This window comes from Streptomyces sp. NBC_00210, assembly GCF_045160975.1.
Lineage (GTDB): Bacteria > Actinomycetota > Actinomycetes > Streptomycetales > Streptomycetaceae > Streptomyces.
Map to the genome: position 1 here is coordinate 1,176,826 of NZ_CP108120.1, position 17,508 is coordinate 1,194,333.

A 17,508-nucleotide genomic window follows, 5' to 3' on the forward strand; every position below is an offset into this window, starting at 1 on the left:
TGCAGTGGTTCTCTGCTGTGCTGGGGTCTCCGTCGGCCGGCACCCGGTTGCCCGGGCACCGGCCGGCGACTGCTTGGGGGCCTGGGGGCTAGCCCCCAGAGGGCGCGCATATCAGGGTGATGGCGATCATCTCTTTCGTACGACGACGAAGTCCGCGAGTGCGATCAGCTGTGCCCGCACCTGCTGCGGCATATCGACACCGCTGAGCGCCTCGATCGCGACGGTGTGCTGCCTGCGGGCCTCCTGGGAGGTCCACTCGCGGCCGCCCGCCTCCTCGATCAGGGCCGCCCTGGTGGCGAATTCCTCCTCGGAGAAACTGTCGAAGTCATTGCTCTTGGCGTCGGCCGCGAGCAGCTCCCCGAGGCGCCGTGAGGCCGGTCCCCCCGCGGCGAGCGCGGCGACCACCGGAAGGGACTTCTTGCGCTGGCGCAGATCGCTCCAGGTCTGCTTGCCGGTGCTCACCGGGTCGCCCCAGATGCCCAGCAGATCGTCCACCGCCTGGAAGGCGAGCCCGAGGTGGTAGCCGTACGCCTCCAGCGTGTCGGCCGTGCGGTCGTCCGCCCCGCCGAGCACCGCACCGATGGAGACGGCACAGGCCAGCAGCGCGCCGGTCTTGTTGCCCTCCATCTCCAGGCACTCCTCGACGCTGACCCGCTCGCGGTGCTCGTACGAGATGTCCTGCGCCTGGCCGTCGATGAGCTTGCGGGTCGCGGTGGTCAGCCGACGTGTCGCACGGCCGGCCTCGACGGTACCGAGTTCGAGCAGGATCTCGTTGGCGAGGGCGAACAGGGCGTCGCCGACGAGGATCGCCTGAGCGGGTCCGTGCACCTTCCACACGGTGTCGCGGTGGCGGCGCTGCTCGTCGCCGTCCATCAGGTCGTCGTGCAGCAGCGAGAAGTTGTGCACCAGCTCCACGGCCACGGCACCGGGGACGCCGACCTCGGGCGCGGCTCCGGCCGCCTCGGCGGACAGCAGCGCGAGTGCGGGACGTACAGCCTTGCCGCCGTCCCCGTCCGCGGGCCGCCCCTGCGCGTCGATCCAGCCGAAGTGGTACGCGGCCACGGTGTTCATGGGTGGTGCGAGCCGGTCCACGGCGGCACGCAGCACCGGCGTCGACATCGTCCGCCCGCGCTCCAGCAGCGCGGCGATGTCCACTCCCGCTGCGGTGTCTTCAGCCGGGTTGGCCGAGTGCACAGTCGGCACGGTCTCTCCTCTTGTTCCAGTACTCAAGCTCATGCCGCCTCCTTGAGCGGATGTTCATGGGGGCGGCCGAGAGCCAAGAGCGCGGCGCCCGCGGCGCTGAAGCCGCTGCGTACGGCGCTCTCCATGGTCGCGGGCCAGCCGGTGGCCGTCCACGCGCCCGCAAGGTACAGGCCCGGCGCGCGGGTGCGTGCGCCGGGGCGCAGCCTGCCGACGCCCGGGCTCGGGGCGAAGGTCGCCGTCCGCTCCCGGGTGACGAAGAAGTCGCGTACCGAGGCGCCTCGCGCGGCAGGCAGCAGCCGCTCCAGCTCAGGCAGATACCGCTCGCGCAGTTCGGCCACGGGGGCGTCGATCTCGTCCTCGGCCGCGGACTGGGACAGCGCCAGATACTGGCCGTCCGCGAGCCCGGAGGCCTCGGTGCGGTCGAAGACCCACTGGACCGGGGTGCCCAGTGCGGCGAAGAAGGGCTGCCGCAGCACCTTGCGGTCGTAGAGGACATGGATGTTGAGGATCGGCGCGGTGCCGATGTCGAGCAGCCGGTCGGGGTCCTCCAGGGCCCCCTCCGGCAACAGGGCATGGGCCTCGCGCTGCGGTACGGCGAGTACGACGGTGTCGGCCTCCAGCAGCTCGCCGTCCATCGCGACGTGCCAACGCCCCAGCTCCGCACGGGAGATGCCGCGGACCTTGGTGGAGAGCTCGGTGCGTACACCGGCCGAGTCGAGGGCCTTACTGGCCAGCGTGTCGTGCAGCTCTCCGAGCGGCACGCGGGCCCAGCCGATGTCGGCGGCGCCGGGCGCGGAGAGCAGTCCGGTCTTGAAGACCATCGCGGCGAGCCCCATGGAGGCGTTCGGCGCGGTGGCGTTCAGGGTCGCCACGCCGACCAGGTCCCACAGTGCCTCGATGGCACGCTGCGACTGGCCGTGGCGGCCGAGCCAGGTCCCGAAGTCGATGCCGTCCAGCGCCGGGTCGGCCGGGTCGAGCTTGCCGAGCGCGAGTGCGGCGCGCCCGACGCCGGCCCGCTCGGCGAGCGAGAGGTGCGGATAGCCGGCCAGGCTGGCCGCCAGGTGCAGCGGCACGGGCAGCGCGGTGCGGCGCAGCCGGCCAAGACGCGGGCCCTTCTTACGTGCCACGTCCAGTACTGGCACGTCGAGCCGGTCCTGGAGCGGGGCGAGATGCGCGCCCCCGACCCGCTCGAGGAACCAGCGGTACGCGGTGCAGCAGCGCAGATACACATGCTGGCCGTTGTCGACGGTGAGGTCACCGCGGCGGAAGGAGAAGGCGAGGCCGCCCAGTCGCGGGCGGCCTTCGACCAGGGTGACGGCGACTCCCGCTTCAGCGAGTTGCAGTGCCGCGGTGATTCCGGCGAGTCCCCCGCCGACCACCACCGCGTGCCGGGATCGCAGGTCGTCGTCCATCATGCGACCTCCCCTCGGGCCGTTGCAGTCTGGGACGCCGCACCGGACCGGAGGGTTGCGCACCGGTTGTGCGCGTACCACCGCATCAGACACGTCCCCGGAGCGTCTGCCGGGTGACATGCCGGGCGTCGAGCCCGGACAGGCCGCGCACCGCGACGTATGCCTTCTCCCGTCCCGGCAGGGAGACGCGGCCGCGCAGCACCGCCTCGGGGTCGCGTTCGATGCGGTCCAGCAGGCGGCGGTAGATGCCGGCCATGGCGGCGACGCAGGCACCGCTGCGCCGGTCGAGCATGGGCAGCAGGCGATAGCCCTCGGCGAAGAGGGTCCGGGCGCGCCGTACTTCGAAGTGGACAAGCCCGGCGAAGTCGGAGCCGGGCGGCGGGGTGGCGCTGTGGAAGCCGGTGGAACAGCCGAACTTGGCCAGGTCGTCGCCGGGCAGATAGGTGCGTCCGTTGCCCGCGTCCTCCCGAACGTCCCTGAGGATGTTGGTGAGTTGGAGCGCGAGCCCCAGCGTGTCGGCGTACTCGGAGGCGCGCTCGGTCCCGCGCGCGCCGGGCTGGGTGCCGAACACGCCGAGCGAGAGCCGCCCGATCGCACCCGCGACGCACCGGCAGTAGACCTTGAGGTCGTCCCAGGTCTCGTAGCTCTCGCCGCGCACATCCATCAGGACGCCGTTGATGAGCTCGTCGAGCCCGCCGAGCGGAAGCGGGAACCGGCGCGCCGCGTCCGTGAGGGCGACCGCGACGGGGTCGGTGTCGTCGTCGGCGATCTGGCCCGTGCGGATCCGCCCGAGCACCTCCCGGGTCCCCTCGAGGCGGTCGCGCTTGGCTTCCGGCGTGAGCGTGCCGTCGCCGATGTCGTCGACGCGACGCGAGAACGCGTACAGCGCCGACATGGCCCCCCGCTTGTCGGCCGGCAGCAGCCTGATCCCGTAGGCGAAATTACGCGCCTGCTGCCCGGTGACGGCCTCGCAGTAGCTGTACGCAGCCTGCACCGGAGCGGACATCTCCGTCGGTCCCTCCATGGTCCGGCTCACCCCTCTCTACGCGCTCTTCGCAAGACAGCTCCCACTTCACGCAGCAGATTCGCCTTGGCGGGCTTGGGCGGTCCGGGCAGAACGTCGTGGTCCGCGGCCGCGATCGCAGTGAGGGCGGCGCGCCCCCCGGCCACGAATCCGGCGAGCAGCAGCTGCAGCCTGCCGTGCACGCTGCCCACCAGCGAGGTGCCGTGATCGAGCAGCTGCCGGGCGCGTTCCGCCTCGAAGGCGATCAGCGCGCGGACGGATGCGCTGCCGGTGCTCGCCGCCAGGTCGTGCTCCGTTACATGGAACCGCTGCATGTCCTCGGCGGGCAGATAGACCCGGTCGCGTCCCAGGTCCTCACTCACGTCCTGGAGATGCTCGACGATCTGGAGCGCGGTGCACACCTCGTCGGAGCGGCGGACGCGCTCGGGGCTGGTGGTCCCGGTGATCTGCAGCACCAGCCGGCCGACCGGGTTGGCGGAGAGCTCGCAGTACGCGACGAGCTCGTCGTAGGTCTGGTAACGCCGCACCAGCTGGTCCTGGCGGTTGGCCTCGATCAGGCCGATGAAGGGCTCCGGAGTGAGCGAGCAGCGGCGCACGGTCGGCTGCAGGGCGCGCAGCAGCGGGTGGCGCGGCATGTCGTTGTCGGAGCCGGCGAAAACGCGGTGCAGGTCGGCCTCGAAGGCGTCGAGCATCGCGAGCCGGTCGTCGGCCGCTGCCGGGTCGACGCCCAGGTGGCGGGCGTCCGCGCCGCCGGGTGCGAGGTCGCCGTCGCCGATGTCGTCGACCAGGCGGGCGTAGCCGTACACCGCCATCAGGTCGTCGCGCCACGCGCGCGGCAGAAAGAAGGGGGCCACGGGAAAGTTCTCGTCCGCGGCCTTGTCGAGTGTGGCGCGCGCGGATGTCGTTGTGACGCGCGGGGGGGCATCGGGGCGCGCCTGCCGGGTGCCCGTCATCCGGGACTGCCCGCTGCGGGGACGGCGAAAGCCTCGCGGGCCTGGAGATTTTCCGTCATTGCCGTCACATCTCCCGTTCTACACTGCCGATCCAATCCATCCTATTTCGGACACGCCGCCGGTCCTCCCGACTGCGGGAGAGGGCCCGGGGAGACCGCCTGGCGGACGGGATGCCGAGGGGGTATCGCCCCACTTGCCGCGATTCAGCACTGGTACAGCTTACGTTGTACAACGCGTAGTGATACGTCGGGGTGTTGCGCGCATTACAAGAACACTCCAATCGTGGCCAACCTTCCTCCAGGGCCCGGGAATTGACCTTCACTTGACGATCCGGGCGTTCTTGTCGGCTCACGGCGAGCGCGCCGCTGCCCTTCCAGAGACGCAGAAGACCCCCGCCGGGATGCAGCGACGGGGGCCTTTCTTCGGGAGAATTCCCGGATCTTCGCGATCCGGCTACTTACCCGTTTCCTTCTCGTACGCCTTGAGCACCTCGTCGGTCGGGCCGTCCATCAGCAGCTCGCCCTTCTCCAGCCACAGGACGCGGTCGCAGGTGTCCCTGATCGAACCGAGGCTGTGACTGACCAGGAAGACCGTGCCCGCCTCCTTGCGCAGCTCACGGATGCGCTCCTCGGAACGTCTTTGGAACTTGCGGTCGCCGGTGGCCAGCGCCTCGTCGATCATCAGGACGTCGTGGTCCTTGGCCGCGGCGATCGCGAACCGCAGCCTGGCGCCCATGCCGGAGGAGTACGTACGCATGGGGAGGGTGATGAAGTCACCCTTCTCGTTGATACCGGAGAAGTCGACGATGTCCTGGTAGCGGTCGCGGACCTCCTCGCGGGTCATGCCCATGGCCAGACCACCGAGGATGACATTGCGTTCGCCGGTCAGATCGCCCATCAGCGCCGCGTTCACACCGAGCAGGGAGGGCTGGCCGTCGGTGTAGACCTTGCCGCTCTCCGTCGGCAGCAGGCCGGCTATGGCCCGCAGCAGGGTCGACTTTCCGGAGCCGTTGGTGCCGATCAGGCCGATCGCCTCGCCGCGGTAGGCGGTGAAGGAGACGCCCCGTACGGCATGCACCTTGCGCACACCGCGCGACTCGCCCTTGTCCCGCCGCAGGATGCGGCTCAGCGCGGCGGTGGCGCTGCCCTTGCCGCCGCTGCTGCCGTGCACCCGGTAGACGATGTGCACATCGTCGGCGATGACGGTCGGGACACGTCCCGGAATCTTGTCTTCAGCCACGGCCGTACCGTTCCTCAGCCTTCCAGAAGTACACGAACCCCAAGACGCCGAACAGGATCGCCCAGCCGATCGCGAACGCCCAGACGTGCGGCGGCAGGTTCTCGGATCCATAACCGTCGATGAGCGCGAAACGGATGAGATCCATATAGATGGCCGCCGGGTTCCACTGCAGCACATCGGCGATCCAAGACGGCTTGCCCTTGAGCATCACCGGGATGGAGAACATCACACCGGACGCGTACATCCAGGTCCGCATGATGAACGGCATCAGCTGGGCAAGGTCGGGGGTGTTGCTGCCCAGCCTCGCCATCATCAGCGCAAGGCCGGTGTTGAACACGAACTGGAGGGCCAGCGCCGGAATGATCAGCAGCCAGGACAGCGACGGATAGCTGCCGAAGGCGATCGCGATCACGAACAGCACGATCATCGAGAACAGCAGCTGCTGGAGCTGCTGGAGCGCGAAGGAGATCGGCAGGGAGGCCCGCGGGAAGTGCAGCGCCCGTACGAGCCCGAGATTGCCCGAGATCGCCCGGACGCCCGCCATCACCGAACTCTGAGTGAAGGTGAAGACGAACACACCCGTCACCAGGAACGGAATGAAGACCTCGTTGGAGATCCCCTTCTTCGTCCCCAGGATCAGCGCGAAGATCAGGTAGTAGACGAGCGCGTTGAGCAGTGGGGTCGCCACCTGCCACAGCTGGCCCAGCTTCGCCTGGGCGTACTGGGCCGTCAGCTTGGCCTGCGAGAAGGCCAGGATGAAGTGGCGCCGGCTCCACAGCTGCCTGATGTACTCGACGAGCCCCGGTCGGGCACCGCTCACCGACAGGCCGTACTTGGCGGCGAGATCCGCCGAGGACACGCCGTCGTCGGGAGACGGCGGGGCGGTCATTACGATCACACCACCGTCATGGGTTGTGTCAGTCACAAGTTGAAACTTTCGTGTTCAAGATGCGCGGCAGTTCGGGGCGCGGCTTCGTACCTCGCCGGGTCCCGAGGTACGTCCGATGGTCTCAGAACCGAGCTTGTCAGATGACCGGAGGTCGGCCCAGTCGGGTGAGCCGCCATACCGTACGCCACTTCATGGGCCGACGGGGACCGCACGGCGTCTGCCAGCCCTCCTTGAAGCCGGAGAACCAGGCCTTCAGGGCCGGCAGCGAGGGACGGCGCAGGAGCGTGAGGAGCACCCAGACACCGAGGTAGACGGGGACCAGGGGTGCGGGCAGATTCCGGCGGGCGAGCCAGACCCGGTTGCGGGCCACCATCCGGTGGTAGACCGCGTGCCGGGACGGGGGCATCGTCGGGTGGAACAGCACCATGTCCGAGCGGTAGTCGATCGCCCAGCCCGCGTCCAGCGCCCGCCAGGCGAGGTCCGTCTCCTCATGGGCGTAGAAGAACTCGTCGGGCAGCGCGCCGACCTCGGCGAGGACCTTCGTCCGCACGGCGTTGGCGCCGCCGAGAAACGTTGTCACGCGCGAGGAGCGCATCGGGTCGGAGGCGCGCAGCCGCGGGACGTGACGGCGCTGGGTGAGCCCGGTCTCAGGGTCGGCGATACGGAAGCTGACGATGCCCAGCTTCGGATCGGCCTCGAAGGCCTTGCGCACCAGCTCGCCGGTGTCGCTGTTGGGCAGCAGGCCGTCGTCGTCGAGGAAGAGCAGTGCGTCGACATCGGAGCCCGAGGGGCCGAAGGCCTCGATGCCGACATTACGGCCGCCCGGAATGCCCAGATTGTCGGGCAGGTCCACGGTGCGTACACCCTCGGGGACATCGATCACTGGGGCGCCGTTGCCGACCACGACCACGTCGATCGGGTCGCCGTCCTGCTTGGCGACCGAATCGAGGAGGGCGCGCAGATCGTCGGGGCGGTTGCCCATCGTGATGATGACCGCGCCGAGCTTCATCGGCCTCGCGGGTCCGGGGGTCGTCCCCCGGGAGAACACAGTCACTTGAGCCTGCTCGAAGCCAGGATGGACACCAGATGAAGCAGCGTCTGGAGCAGCGCGATGCCGGCAAGCACGGCGACGCCGAGGCGCGTGAAGAACAGGTCGCCCTGGACCTCGTCCAGCACGGCGAGCACCAGGATGAGCAGGGACGCCTCGATGCCGAGGACGAGCCGGTGGAACTTCAGCGCGGCGGCGGCCCGGCGGGCCAGTGCCATGCCGGACGAGCGCGGCTCGGCCGCCGCCTCCTTGACCGGCGGCAGCCCGCCCTGATGCCGGGCGACCCCGACCAGGTCGGTCTCGGCCTTGATCAGGATCGCGCCGAGAGCGGCGAGGGTGCCGAGGAAGGCCCACAGCCAGTCGATCGGCCCGGGGCCCCACAGGTCGGCGGCGCGCAGGCCGAAGCCGACCAGGACCGCCGCGTCGCACAGGTAGGCACCGACGCGGTCCAGGTACACGCCGGAGAGCGAGAACTGCTTCTTCCAGCGGGCGACCTCGCCGTCGACGCAGTCGAGCAGCAGATAGAGCTGGACCGCCACGACGCCGAGTACGGCGCCCCAGATGCCCGGCACGAGCAGCGCCGGGGCCGCGAGGACACCGCAGATGGTCATCAGGTACGTCAGCTGGTTCGGCGTGACGTCGGTGGTGACCAGACGGCGGGTGATGCGCAACGAGATCTCGCGCATGTACAGGCGGCCGCCCCAGTGCTCGCCGCTTCGCCGGTCCTTCACTCCCGCCGGGTGAACGACCGGACGGAGTTCAGCTACTGATGGTCTTGGCATAGTCGGCGTACGCGTCCCTGATCTGATCGGTGGTGAGGTCAAGGTGCTCGAGGATGGTGAAGCGGCCCGGACGGGTCTGCGGTGCGTACTCCACGGCCTCGACGAACTCGTCGACGGAGAACCCGATTTCCTCGGGCAGCACCGGCAGGCCGTGTCTGCGCAGCACCTCCGCGAAGAGTCCCGCCTTGTCGCGGGCCCCCCGCAGATGCATGGCGAAGGCTGCCCCAAGGCCGACCTGCTCGCCGTGGCTGGCGGCCCGCTGAGGGTGGAGCAGGTCGAAGGCGTGGCTGATCTCGTGGCAGGCGCCGGACGCGGGCCGGGTGTCCCCGCTGATCGAGATCGCGATGCCGGTCAGCACGAGGGACTCGGCGAGCACGGTGAGGAAATCGTCGTCGCCGACGCCTCCGGGGTGTCGCAGTACGGCTTCGCCGGCCGTGCGGGCCATCGCGGCCGCGAGCCCGTCCACCGGCTCCGCGTTGACCTGGTGGGACAGCTCCCAGTCCGCGATCGACGAGAGGTTGGAGATCGCCTCGCCGATGCCGGAACGTACGAAACGGACCGGGGCCTCACGGATCACATCGAGGTCGATGACGATCGCGATCGGGTTCGGGACACCGTAGGAGCCACGGCCGTTGTCGTTGTCCAGCGTTGCGACGGGTGAGCACAGACCGTCGTGCGAGAGGTTCGTGGCGACGGCCACCATCGGCAGCCCGACCCGCGCCGCGGCGTACTTCGCGACATCGATGATCTTGCCGCCGCCGAGGCCGACCACGGCGTCGAAGCGCTTGCCCTTGATGTCGTCGGCGAGCTTGACCGCGGAGTCGATGTTGCCGTCGGCGATCTCGAACCAGGTGGCGCCCGGGAGCACCGGTGAAAGCCGCTCGCGCAACGCCTGGCCGGAGCCGCCGCTGATCGCGATCGCCAGCTTGCCGGAACCGGAGATCCGCTGGTCGGCTAGCAGGCCGGCCAGGTCGTCGAGCGCGCCGGCGTTGATGTCGACGACGACCGGGGACGGGATGAGTCGGGTCAGTACAGGCACGCGATCTCACGGCCCTTCGCGAGGTCGTCGTGGTTGTCGATCTCGACCCACTTCACGTCCCCGATGGGAGCCACGTCCACGGTGAAGCCGCGGTTGACGAGCTCCTGGTAGCCGTCCTCGTAGTACAGGTCGGGATCGCGCTCGAAGGTGGCCTTCAGCGCGTCCGCGAGCGCGTCGGCGGCCTCGGGCTCTATGAGGGTGACGCCGATGTACTCGCCGGTGGCGGTGGCCGGGTCCATCAGCTTGGTGATCCGCTGGACACCCTTGTCGCCGTCCGTGATCACCTTCATCTCCTCGTCGGCGAGCTGCTTCACCGTGTCGAGGGCGAGGATGATCTTCTGGCCGTTGCCGCGGGCGTCGAGCAGGGTCCGCTCTACGGAGACCGGGTGGACGGTGTCGCCGTTGGCGAGGATCACACCCTGACCCAGGACGTCACGGGCGCACCACAGGGAGTAGGCGTTGTTCCACTCCTCGGCCTTGTCGTTGTCGACGAGGGTGAGCTTCAGGCCGTACTTCGCCTCGAGGGCGGCCTTGCGCTCGTAGACGGCCTCCTTGCGGTAGCCGACGACGATCGCGGCCTCGGTGAGCCCGATCTCGGCGAAGTTCCCGAGGGTGAGGTCGAGGACGGTGGTGTCCCCGTCAACCGGCACGAGGGCCTTCGGAAGCGTGTCGGTGTAAGGGCGAAGACGCCGTCCGGCACCGGCTGCCAGTACGAGGCCGATCATGCGGGTTCTCCTTCGTCATGTACGGCGGGTGCTGCGGAGGACACCCAGAAGCGGATGCTCTCCACCAGCACCACGAGTGCGACGGCCACGGCGAGGGCCGTCAGCGCGGTGGTGAAGTCCGTGTCGGTGACCAGGGCGGCCAGCAGTGCCACTGCCAGAACCCGCCCCTCGTGCCCGCCGATCGCCCGCACCAGCCAGTGCGGGGGCGCGCCGGTACCGCCGCGGATGCGGTACACCGTGTCGTAGTGATGGTAGGCGACGGCCGCCACCAGGCCGAAGGCCGCGGGCAAGGCCCCGTTCACCTCGGCACGGGCGGCGAGCGCCAGGACGGTGCCGTATTCGGCGGCCCGGAACACCGGCGGGACGAGCCAGTCGAGGGCGCCCTTGAGGGGGCGGGCGACCGCGAGGCCGGAGGTGGCGGCGTACACGACGGCGGCGAGGACCGGCCAGACGGAGCCGTAGTCCGAGAGTGCCGCGGCAGCCACCAGGACCGCGCCGCCCGCCAGCGCGATCGCGGGCGGCAGCAGCGCGGGGAGCTTCTGCGCGGCCGCCTTGAACCGGCGCGCGAGGCTTTCGGCCAGCGGGCCGGAGTCGGCGAGATCCGCGAGCGCCTGAGCGGCACGGTCCGTCCTGCGGGCCTTGCGGGTCAGCGAGCGCAGGACGCGACCCGCCGTGGTGTACGTCGCGGCGAAGGCACAGCCGATCAGCAGGGCGTAGAAGACGATCCGGGGCGTGGTCACGGCCGTCAGCACGGCGATCATGGCCCAGCGCTCGCCGATGGGCAGCACGATCATCCGGCGCACCCAGACCGTCCAGCCGACGCTGTCGAGCTTGTCGGAGAGGGCGGCGGTGGGGCTTGTGTTGGAGACCGCGTCGTGGTTCGCCTCGTTGAAGGAGAAGTCCACGACATGGCGGCAGGTCTGCAGCACCATCGCGCCCAGTGCCAGCGCCCATACGTCGTCGCCACTGCGGGCGGCGCCGAGGGCGAGGCCCGCGTAGTACGCGTACTCCTTGGCGCGGTCGAAGGTCGCGTCCAGCCAGGCGCCCATCGTCGAGTACTGCAGCGAATAGCGGGCGAGCTGTCCGTCGGTGCAGTCCAGGACGAAGGAGAAGAGCAGCAGCAGGCCCGCCGCGATGTAACCGGCGCGGGTGCCGGTGGCAGCGGCGGCTGCCGCTATCAGCGCGGTGAGCAGTGAGGCGGTGGTGACCTGGTTGGGGGTCAGCCCGCGGCGGGCACACCAGCGGGCGATATAGCGGGAGTACGGGCTGATGCAGAAGGTCGTGAAGAAGCCGTCGCGGGCCTTCACGGCGGAGCGCAGCCGTACGGCCTCGTCGTCGACCGCCTCGACGGCCTGCCGGGCCTCGTTACGGGCCTGGGGGTCACCGGGCACGCTCGCGACGAGCGATCCCAGCTCGGGCCGGTGCACGGCGGTGCCGTCGGCGTCGAGGGCAGCGGCCAGCGCGTCGGGCACCACGGCCGTCCCTGCGGCACCGGGCCGCACCACGGCCTGGACAGCGGACAGGGCGTCGTCCGACGCGCCATTGGACGGTGTGGGTCCGGTCACGTCGCTGCCCGCCGTGGTCGCGAGGGCCCGGGTCAGCGCGGACCGCGCCGCAGGCTGCACCGTCAGCGCGCCCGTGACCGCGGCGGCGGGAAAGCGGGGGTCCGTCAGCGCGAGCCGCAGGGCGTGGACGTGCCCGACGAAATGCGGGTCGACGACGGCTACGCGGTCGGCGCCCGGCACGGTGGCGATCAGCGCCGAGACTTCCTCGGCGCGGGAGGCGGCCCGTACGTCGAAGCCCAGCGACCGCAGATCGCCCTCGAGCGACGATCCGGGTACCGGCGGACCGGTGAGGATGGCGGTCGACAGACGAACTCACTCCTTGGAGCTGAGGGTGCGGGTGCGCGGCGGCTCGGTCCGTATACGGGCGGCGGCTCGTCGGCAGAGGCTATCGGATGTACGGAAGCGGGAGTTCACTGGCCGTTTACGCCCCGCTCGGCATGGCCGCAGGCCCCGCGGGGCCTGCGGAGATCATCATCGTCGATCGGTACCTCGCCCCACAAACTCGGTACCTCGCCCCACAAACCAAGGTCGCCCAGCGCATAGGCTGGCGGGCATGACTTGGCTGATCACAGGTGGAGCGGGGTACATCGGCGCGCATGTGGCGCGGGCCATGACGGCGGCCGGCGAGCGGGTCGTGGTGCTCGACGACATATCGTCGGGCGTCGCCGAGCGGCTGCCGAAGGAGATCACGCTCGTGCGCGGGGCGATCCTGGACCGGGAGCTGCTCGACCGCACGCTCGCGGAGCACGGGGTGAGCGGAGTCGTACATCTCGCGGCGAAGAAGCAGGTCGGGGAGTCCGTCGAGCAGCCGCTGCGCTACTACCGGGAGAATGTGCACGGTCTGACGGTGCTGCTGGAGGCGGTCGTCGCGGCCGGTGTGCGGCGCTTCCTGTTCTCCTCGTCGGCGGCGGTGTACGGGGTACCCGAGATGGAGCTGATCCCCGAGTCCGCTCCGTGCGAGCCGATCAATCCGTACGGCGAGACCAAGCTGGCGGGCGAGTGGCTGGTACGGGCCACGGGCCGGGCGCACAACCTGTCCACGGCCTGTCTGCGCTACTTCAATGTGGCGGGCGCCGGCGAGCCGGAGCTGGCCGACACCGGAGTGTTCAACATCATCCCGATGTTCTTCGACCGGATCAGCCGCGGTGAGGCCCCGCGGATCTTCGGCGCCGACTATCCGACCCCGGACGGCACGTGCATCCGGGACTACATCCATATCGCGGATCTGGCCGATGCCCATCTCGCCGTGGCCCGCAGGCTCGCCGAGCAGGACGGTGCCGGGGATCTGACGGTCAACATCGGCCGCGGGGTCGGTGTCTCGGTGCGCGAGCTCGCCGATCTGGTGGCGGAGATCACGGGGTACGGCGAGGAGCCGGTGATCGAGTCGCGCCGTCCCGGCGATGCCGCAAAGGCCGTCGCCTCGGTCGATCTGATCGCCAAGGAGCTGGGCTGGACGGCCTCGCGCGGGGTGCGCGAGATGGTCGAGTCGGCCTGGCAGGGCTGGTGTCTGCGGCATCCTGGAGCCGACGTGAACTGATCTTGTCATCGTCCTGACCTGCGGGTCGTTTCCGCAGGTCAGGCGATATGACAACGGTGTTCAGTGCCGTGTTGCCCGATACCCCCCACCCGTAGTTGACTGAGGTCTCGGCAGTCACTTCCGACGACCAGGAGGCGTCCCTCATGGGGGCTGGGCACGACCACGGGCATTCGCACGGCGGACCGCCGCCGACCGCCACCGCGGCCGCCGCCTACACGGGACGGCTGCGCATCGCGCTGTCCATCACGCTGGGCGTGATGGTCGTGGAGATCGTCGGCGGCGTCCTGTCCGACTCGCTCGCCCTGATCGCCGACGCCGCCCATATGGCCACGGACGGCGTGGGTCTTGCGATGGCGCTGCTGGCGATCCACTTCGCCGGCCGGCCCGCCGTCGGAAACCGCACCTTCGGCTATGCGCGCGCCGAGATCCTGGCCGCGCTCGCCAACTGTCTGCTCCTGCTCGTTGTCGGCGGCTATCTGCTGTACGAGGCTGTGCAGCGCTTCATCACTCCCGCCGAGACCCGGGGCTGGCTGACGATCGCGTTCGCCCTGGTCGGTCTGATCGCCAATATGGTCTCGCTCTCGCTGCTGGTGCGCGGCCAGCAGGACAGCCTCAATGTGCGCGGGGCCTATCTGGAGGTGCTCGCGGACGCCCTCGGCTCGTTCACCGTGCTGGTCTCGGCAGGCATCATCCTCGCCACCGGCTGGCTGCCGGCCGACCCCATCGCGTCCCTGATCATCGGCCTGATGATCGTGCCGCGCACCTTCAAGCTGCTGCGCGAGACGCTCAACGTCCTGCTGGAGGCGGCCCCGAAGGGGGTCGACATGGGCGAGGTGCGCGCGCACATAGTCGCGCTGCCGGGCGTGGAGGGCGTACACGATCTGCACGCCTGGACGATCACCTCCGGGATGCCGGTGCTCTCCGCGCATGTGGTGGTCAGCCAGGACGTACTGGACGCCGTCGGGCACGAGAAGATGCTGCACGATCTGCAGGGGTGCCTGGGGGACCACTTCGATGTGGAGCACTGCACGTTCCAGCTGGAGCCGGTCGGCCATGCGGAACACGAGGCCAAGCTCTGTCACTGAATGCGGTTTGGTGACACACCGACAGGCACGATCATCTATCCGGCGGCCTTCGGCGTCCGAGGCGCGGGAGCGGACATGCCGGGGTTATTGCCGAAGTGCGGACAAGCCGCTTTTGTACGGCAGACTGGGCAGGCCCCGCAGGGCCGAGGAACGATGCGAAGGATGGTTATGCCGACCTCACCAGCCACCACAGAGAACAGCTCGTCGAACGGCAGCCCCCAAGCGCCCCCAGCGATCCTGCTCGAGCTGGTCGACGAGCACGGCAACACCATCGGCACGGCGGAAAAGCTGGCCGCGCATCAGGCGCCGGGTCAGCTGCACCGGGCGTTCTCCGTGTTCCTCTTCGACGAGCACGGGCGGCTGCTGCTGCAGCGCCGGGCGCTCGGCAAGTACCACTCCCCCGGCGTCTGGTCGAACACCTGCTGCGGCCATCCCTACCCCGGCGAGGCCCCCTTTGCGGCGGCCGCGCGGCGTACGCACGAGGAGCTCGGCATCTCACCCTCGCTGCTCGCCGAGGCGGGCACGGTCCGCTACAACCACCCGGACCCGGGTTCGGGCCTGGTGGAGCAGGAGTACAACCACCTCTTCGTGGGTCTGGTGCAGGCTCCGCTGCGGCCGGACGCGGAGGAGGTCGGCGAGACGGCGTTCGTCACGCCGAAGGAGCTGGCCGACCGGCATGCGCAGGCACCGTTCTCGGCGTGGTTCATGACCGTGCTGGACGCGGCGCGTCCGGCGATCAGAGAGCTCACGGGGCCGTCCGGCGGCTGGTGAAACGGCTGGGGGAAACGACTGGGGAAGCGCTGGGAGGAGCTGCCCGGTGCGGCGCTCTACAGGGTCGCGGTGCCGTCGGTCGGCCGCAGTGGCAACGCGGCCCAGATGATCTTTCCACCGCTCGTGGTGTGCTCGACGTCGCAGGTCCCGCCGGCCTCAAAGGTGATCTCCCGTACGAGCAGCAACCCGCGGCCGCCGGTCTGCGCGTAATCCGCCTCCAGCGCCTTGGGACGGTAGGGGTGGTTGTCCTCCACGGACACCCGGACCCACTCCGCGCCGATGGCCACCTCCACCGCGATCTCGGGCGAGAGCAGGGCCGCGTGCCGCACGGCATTGGTGACCAGCTCGGAGACGATCAGCAGCAGCCCCTGAACGAGGTCGTCATGGACGGGCACGCCCTGACGATTCAGCAGATCCCGTACGGCATGCCGGGCCTGTGGGACGGACATGTCGACCGCGGGAGCGGTGAATCGCCACACACCCTCGTACGACAGTGGCCGGGCCGGGACGCTCCCGCGGCTCTCCATAGTCCGGCACCACCCTTGGCTCGACCCCACTGACCATCGAGTAATAAGTGTTGGGAGCCGGTTGGTCCGTACCGCGCCGCTGACCAGAAATCAGCGCATATCGACGCCTTCTGACCGCCTATGCATGCCCGCGTCAGTTGCGGGCCCCTTCTTGATCGTAGGTTCGACCGCGGCGGATAGCATCCGGCGTATGGAGCCGCAGCTGGAGCATTCGGTCGCAGACGGGATCGCCACCGTCGTCATCAGCAACCCCGCCAAGCGCAACGCCATGACGGCGGACATGTGGCGAGCGCTGCCCGGGCTGCTCGCGGAGCTGGCTACGGACCGCGAGGTGCGGGCGCTGGTGCTGACGGGCGCGGGCGGGACGTTCTGCGCCGGGGCCGACATCTCCACGCTGCGTGAGCCAGGCGACGAGCAGCAGTCGCTCGCGGTACACGCCGAGGAGGCCCTGGCGGCCTTCCCCAAGCCGACGCTCGCGGCCGTGCGCGGCTACTGCGTGGGAGGCGGCAGCCAACTGGCAGCGGCCTGCGATCTGCGGTTCGCCGCCGAGGGCGCGCTCTTCGGCGTCACTCCGGCGAAGCTCGGGATCGTGTATCCGGCGTCGTCGACCCGGCGGCTGGTCTCGCTGGTGGGCCCCGCGGCCGCCAAGTACCTGCTCTTCTCGGGCGAACTGATCGACACGGAGCGGGCGCTGCGCACGGGCCTGGTGGACGAGGTGCTGCCCGTGGGTGAACTGGACAAGCGGGTGGCCGAGTTCACCCGGGTGCTGGTGTCGCGCTCACTGCTCACACAGGCGGCCGCCAAGGAGTTCGCGACGGGCCGGAAAGACCGCGACGCGCACTGGGCGGAGCAGGCGCGCGGCAGCGGCGACACCGCGGAGGGTGTCGCCGCCTTCCTGGAGCGGCGCGCGCCGCGATTCACCTGGTCCGTGTGACCGTAGTCCCACCTTCTTCATGGTCGCCACGTCGCTGGAATTCGAGTGTTCCGCGGGGAAGGAGCGCCGCAGCTACCGCACCGCAGCGAGCTGGGGCCAATACGCACCCAAACGAGCGCGCGAGTATGGCCTCGGCGTTTGCGGAGCCTTCTGGCGTGGCGTTTCAGGACCAGCTACCGGATCCTCCTCCGACTCCCACGAGAGTAGAGGGCGTCGCGGCCTGGAAGTTGCCCAGGAGGTTGCTGTCGCCGTCGAACCAGTTGATGTTCACGTAAGCCACTGTGGCGTTGTACTGGCAGGAGACGGTGTTGTTGTAGAGCGCGTCGATGTCATCCGTGTAGACCATCCCAGGAGCTGATTCTGTGTCGTCGCCGGGACGAGCGATACGGTTTCCGTTTCCTCTCCAGATTCCTCCCCTGAAGGTCTTCCCGCCGGTAATGGCTACCTCGAATTTCGTCCAGGGCAGGGGTGCACCCCAGGTGGTGAGAGTGGCAGGGTAACCGGTCTGGGAGGACAACAGAGCTTCGACTGTGGCGTCGATCTTGCGCTGGTCCATAGCGCCGTGCATGGAGGTCGCGAAATCGTGGGCAACGATCTCGGGGCTCACTGTCCTATGCGTCTTCTGTTCCGTCATGTGACCCTCCTGATATTGCGCCAGAATCCTTGGCGCTGACGTTCAAAAGGGACTCCCACAAGGCCATACTCTGCTGCCCGCAAGAGGACTCAAGCGACGCGTGAGTATGGCCTCGGTGTTTGCGGAGCCTTCTGGCGTGGG

The 17,508-nt window shown here is 69.5% G+C and carries 17 protein-coding genes; 4 read left to right on the top strand and 13 right to left on the bottom strand.

Annotated features, from left to right (window positions below; translation table 11 throughout):
• Positions 1-126: 126 nt before the first annotated feature.
• The 11 genes from OG729_RS05325 to OG729_RS05375 all read right to left on the bottom strand — a co-directional run bounded on the left by OG729_RS05325 (position 127) and on the right by OG729_RS05375 (position 12,185).
• Positions 127-1,194, bottom strand: a complete 1,068-nt coding sequence (locus OG729_RS05325; protein WP_360866243.1) for a polyprenyl synthetase family protein — start codon at positions 1,192-1,194, stop codon at positions 127-129.
• A 38-nt stretch (positions 1,195-1,232) separates the two neighbouring features.
• Entirely contained in the window at positions 1,233-2,618 is a 1,386-nt protein-coding gene (hpnE, locus tag OG729_RS05330) for a hydroxysqualene dehydroxylase HpnE (protein WP_405804615.1), read from the bottom strand.
• Positions 2,619-2,700: 82 nt separating this feature from the next.
• Positions 2,701-3,639 carry a presqualene diphosphate synthase HpnD gene (gene hpnD / locus OG729_RS05335; RefSeq protein ID WP_360866002.1) on the bottom strand — a complete coding sequence of 313 codons (939 nt, stop codon included), beginning with the start codon at positions 3,637-3,639 and terminating at the stop codon, positions 2,701-2,703.
• Positions 3,640-3,647: 8 nt separating this feature from the next.
• Entirely contained in the window at positions 3,648-4,592 is a 945-nt protein-coding gene (gene hpnC, locus OG729_RS05340; RefSeq protein ID WP_405804617.1) for a squalene synthase HpnC, read from the bottom strand.
• A gap of 453 nt (positions 4,593-5,045) precedes the next feature.
• Complete coding sequence (locus OG729_RS05345) at positions 5,046-5,831, bottom strand: ABC transporter ATP-binding protein (protein WP_360866007.1); 786 nt, start codon at positions 5,829-5,831, stop codon at positions 5,046-5,048.
• Entirely contained in the window at positions 5,824-6,756 is a 933-nt protein-coding gene (locus tag OG729_RS05350; RefSeq protein WP_360866010.1) for an ABC transporter permease, read from the bottom strand. The genes OG729_RS05345 and OG729_RS05350 overlap by 8 nt, the downstream gene beginning before the upstream one ends.
• Before the next feature lie 100 nt (positions 6,757-6,856).
• A complete protein-coding gene (locus OG729_RS05355) occupies positions 6,857-7,729 on the bottom strand; it encodes a glycosyltransferase family 2 protein (RefSeq protein ID WP_405811056.1) in 873 nt (290 codons plus the stop codon).
• A 41-nt stretch (positions 7,730-7,770) separates the two neighbouring features.
• The gene (locus OG729_RS05360) at positions 7,771-8,550 is read right to left on the bottom strand and encodes a CDP-alcohol phosphatidyltransferase family protein (RefSeq protein ID WP_405804618.1); all 780 of its coding nucleotides are present in this window, start codon (positions 8,548-8,550) and stop codon (positions 7,771-7,773) included.
• Positions 8,528-9,589, bottom strand: a complete 1,062-nt coding sequence (locus OG729_RS05365; RefSeq protein ID WP_360866016.1) for an iron-containing alcohol dehydrogenase family protein — start codon at positions 9,587-9,589, stop codon at positions 8,528-8,530. Before OG729_RS05365 ends, OG729_RS05360 begins: the two co-directional genes overlap by 23 nt.
• Positions 9,577-10,314 carry a phosphocholine cytidylyltransferase family protein gene (locus tag OG729_RS05370; protein ID WP_360866019.1) on the bottom strand — a complete coding sequence of 246 codons (738 nt, stop codon included), beginning with the start codon at positions 10,312-10,314 and terminating at the stop codon, positions 9,577-9,579. The genes OG729_RS05365 and OG729_RS05370 overlap by 13 nt, the downstream gene beginning before the upstream one ends.
• Positions 10,311-12,185 carry a DUF5941 domain-containing protein gene (locus tag OG729_RS05375; protein ID WP_405811057.1) on the bottom strand — a complete coding sequence of 625 codons (1,875 nt, stop codon included), beginning with the start codon at positions 12,183-12,185 and terminating at the stop codon, positions 10,311-10,313. Before OG729_RS05375 ends, OG729_RS05370 begins: the two co-directional genes overlap by 4 nt.
• 247 nt (positions 12,186-12,432) lie before the next feature.
• On the opposite strand from OG729_RS05375, the gene galE reads away from it, so the two are divergent.
• The 3 genes from galE (at position 12,433) to idi (ending at position 15,272) form a co-directional block, all read left to right on the top strand.
• Entirely contained in the window at positions 12,433-13,416 is a 984-nt protein-coding gene (gene galE, locus OG729_RS05380) for a UDP-glucose 4-epimerase GalE (RefSeq protein ID WP_360866022.1), read from the top strand.
• A 143-nt stretch (positions 13,417-13,559) separates the two neighbouring features.
• On the top strand, positions 13,560-14,501 hold the full coding sequence (locus OG729_RS05385; protein ID WP_360866025.1) for a cation diffusion facilitator family transporter: 942 nt from the start codon (positions 13,560-13,562) through the stop codon (positions 14,499-14,501).
• A 168-nt stretch (positions 14,502-14,669) separates the two neighbouring features.
• Positions 14,670-15,272 carry an isopentenyl-diphosphate Delta-isomerase gene (idi, locus tag OG729_RS05390; RefSeq protein WP_360866028.1) on the top strand — a complete coding sequence of 201 codons (603 nt, stop codon included), beginning with the start codon at positions 14,670-14,672 and terminating at the stop codon, positions 15,270-15,272.
• Positions 15,273-15,328: 56 nt separating this feature from the next.
• On the opposite strand, the gene OG729_RS05395 is transcribed toward idi, so the two are convergent.
• Positions 15,329-15,799: an ATP-binding protein gene (locus OG729_RS05395; RefSeq protein ID WP_360866030.1), complete on the bottom strand. Its 471-nt coding sequence runs from the start codon at positions 15,797-15,799 to the stop codon at positions 15,329-15,331.
• Positions 15,800-15,989: 190 nt separating this feature from the next.
• Between OG729_RS05395 and OG729_RS05400 the strand changes: the two genes are divergently transcribed.
• Complete coding sequence (locus OG729_RS05400) at positions 15,990-16,733, top strand: enoyl-CoA hydratase/isomerase family protein (protein WP_405804620.1); 744 nt, start codon at positions 15,990-15,992, stop codon at positions 16,731-16,733.
• Between the two features lie 163 nt (positions 16,734-16,896).
• On the opposite strand, the gene OG729_RS05405 is transcribed toward OG729_RS05400, so the two are convergent.
• A complete protein-coding gene (locus OG729_RS05405; RefSeq protein WP_405804622.1) occupies positions 16,897-17,367 on the bottom strand; it encodes a VapA/VapB family virulence-associated protein in 471 nt (156 codons plus the stop codon).
• Positions 17,368-17,508: the final 141 nt, after the last annotated feature.

Coding starts and splice junctions, on each gene's coding strand:
- hpnC (WP_405804617.1), bottom strand. CDS start 4,592: ATGACGGGCACCCGGCAGGCGCGCCCCGATGCCCCCCCGCGCGTCACA.
- OG729_RS05370 (WP_360866019.1), bottom strand. CDS start 10,314: ATGATCGGCCTCGTACTGGCAGCCGGTGCCGGACGGCGTCTTCGCCCT.
- hpnD (WP_360866002.1), bottom strand. CDS start 3,639: ATGGAGGGACCGACGGAGATGTCCGCTCCGGTGCAGGCTGCGTACAGC.
- OG729_RS05395 (WP_360866030.1), bottom strand. CDS start 15,799: ATGGAGAGCCGCGGGAGCGTCCCGGCCCGGCCACTGTCGTACGAGGGT.
- OG729_RS05385 (WP_360866025.1), top strand. CDS start 13,560: ATGGGGGCTGGGCACGACCACGGGCATTCGCACGGCGGACCGCCGCCG.
- idi (WP_360866028.1), top strand. CDS start 14,670: ATGCCGACCTCACCAGCCACCACAGAGAACAGCTCGTCGAACGGCAGC.
- OG729_RS05355 (WP_405811056.1), bottom strand. CDS start 7,729: ATGAAGCTCGGCGCGGTCATCATCACGATGGGCAACCGCCCCGACGAT.
- OG729_RS05360 (WP_405804618.1), bottom strand. CDS start 8,550: ATGCCAAGACCATCAGTAGCTGAACTCCGTCCGGTCGTTCACCCGGCG.
- hpnE (WP_405804615.1), bottom strand. CDS start 2,618: ATGATGGACGACGACCTGCGATCCCGGCACGCGGTGGTGGTCGGCGGG.
- OG729_RS05405 (WP_405804622.1), bottom strand. CDS start 17,367: ATGACGGAACAGAAGACGCATAGGACAGTGAGCCCCGAGATCGTTGCC.
- galE (WP_360866022.1), top strand. CDS start 12,433: ATGACTTGGCTGATCACAGGTGGAGCGGGGTACATCGGCGCGCATGTG.
- OG729_RS05400 (WP_405804620.1), top strand. CDS start 15,990: ATGGAGCCGCAGCTGGAGCATTCGGTCGCAGACGGGATCGCCACCGTC.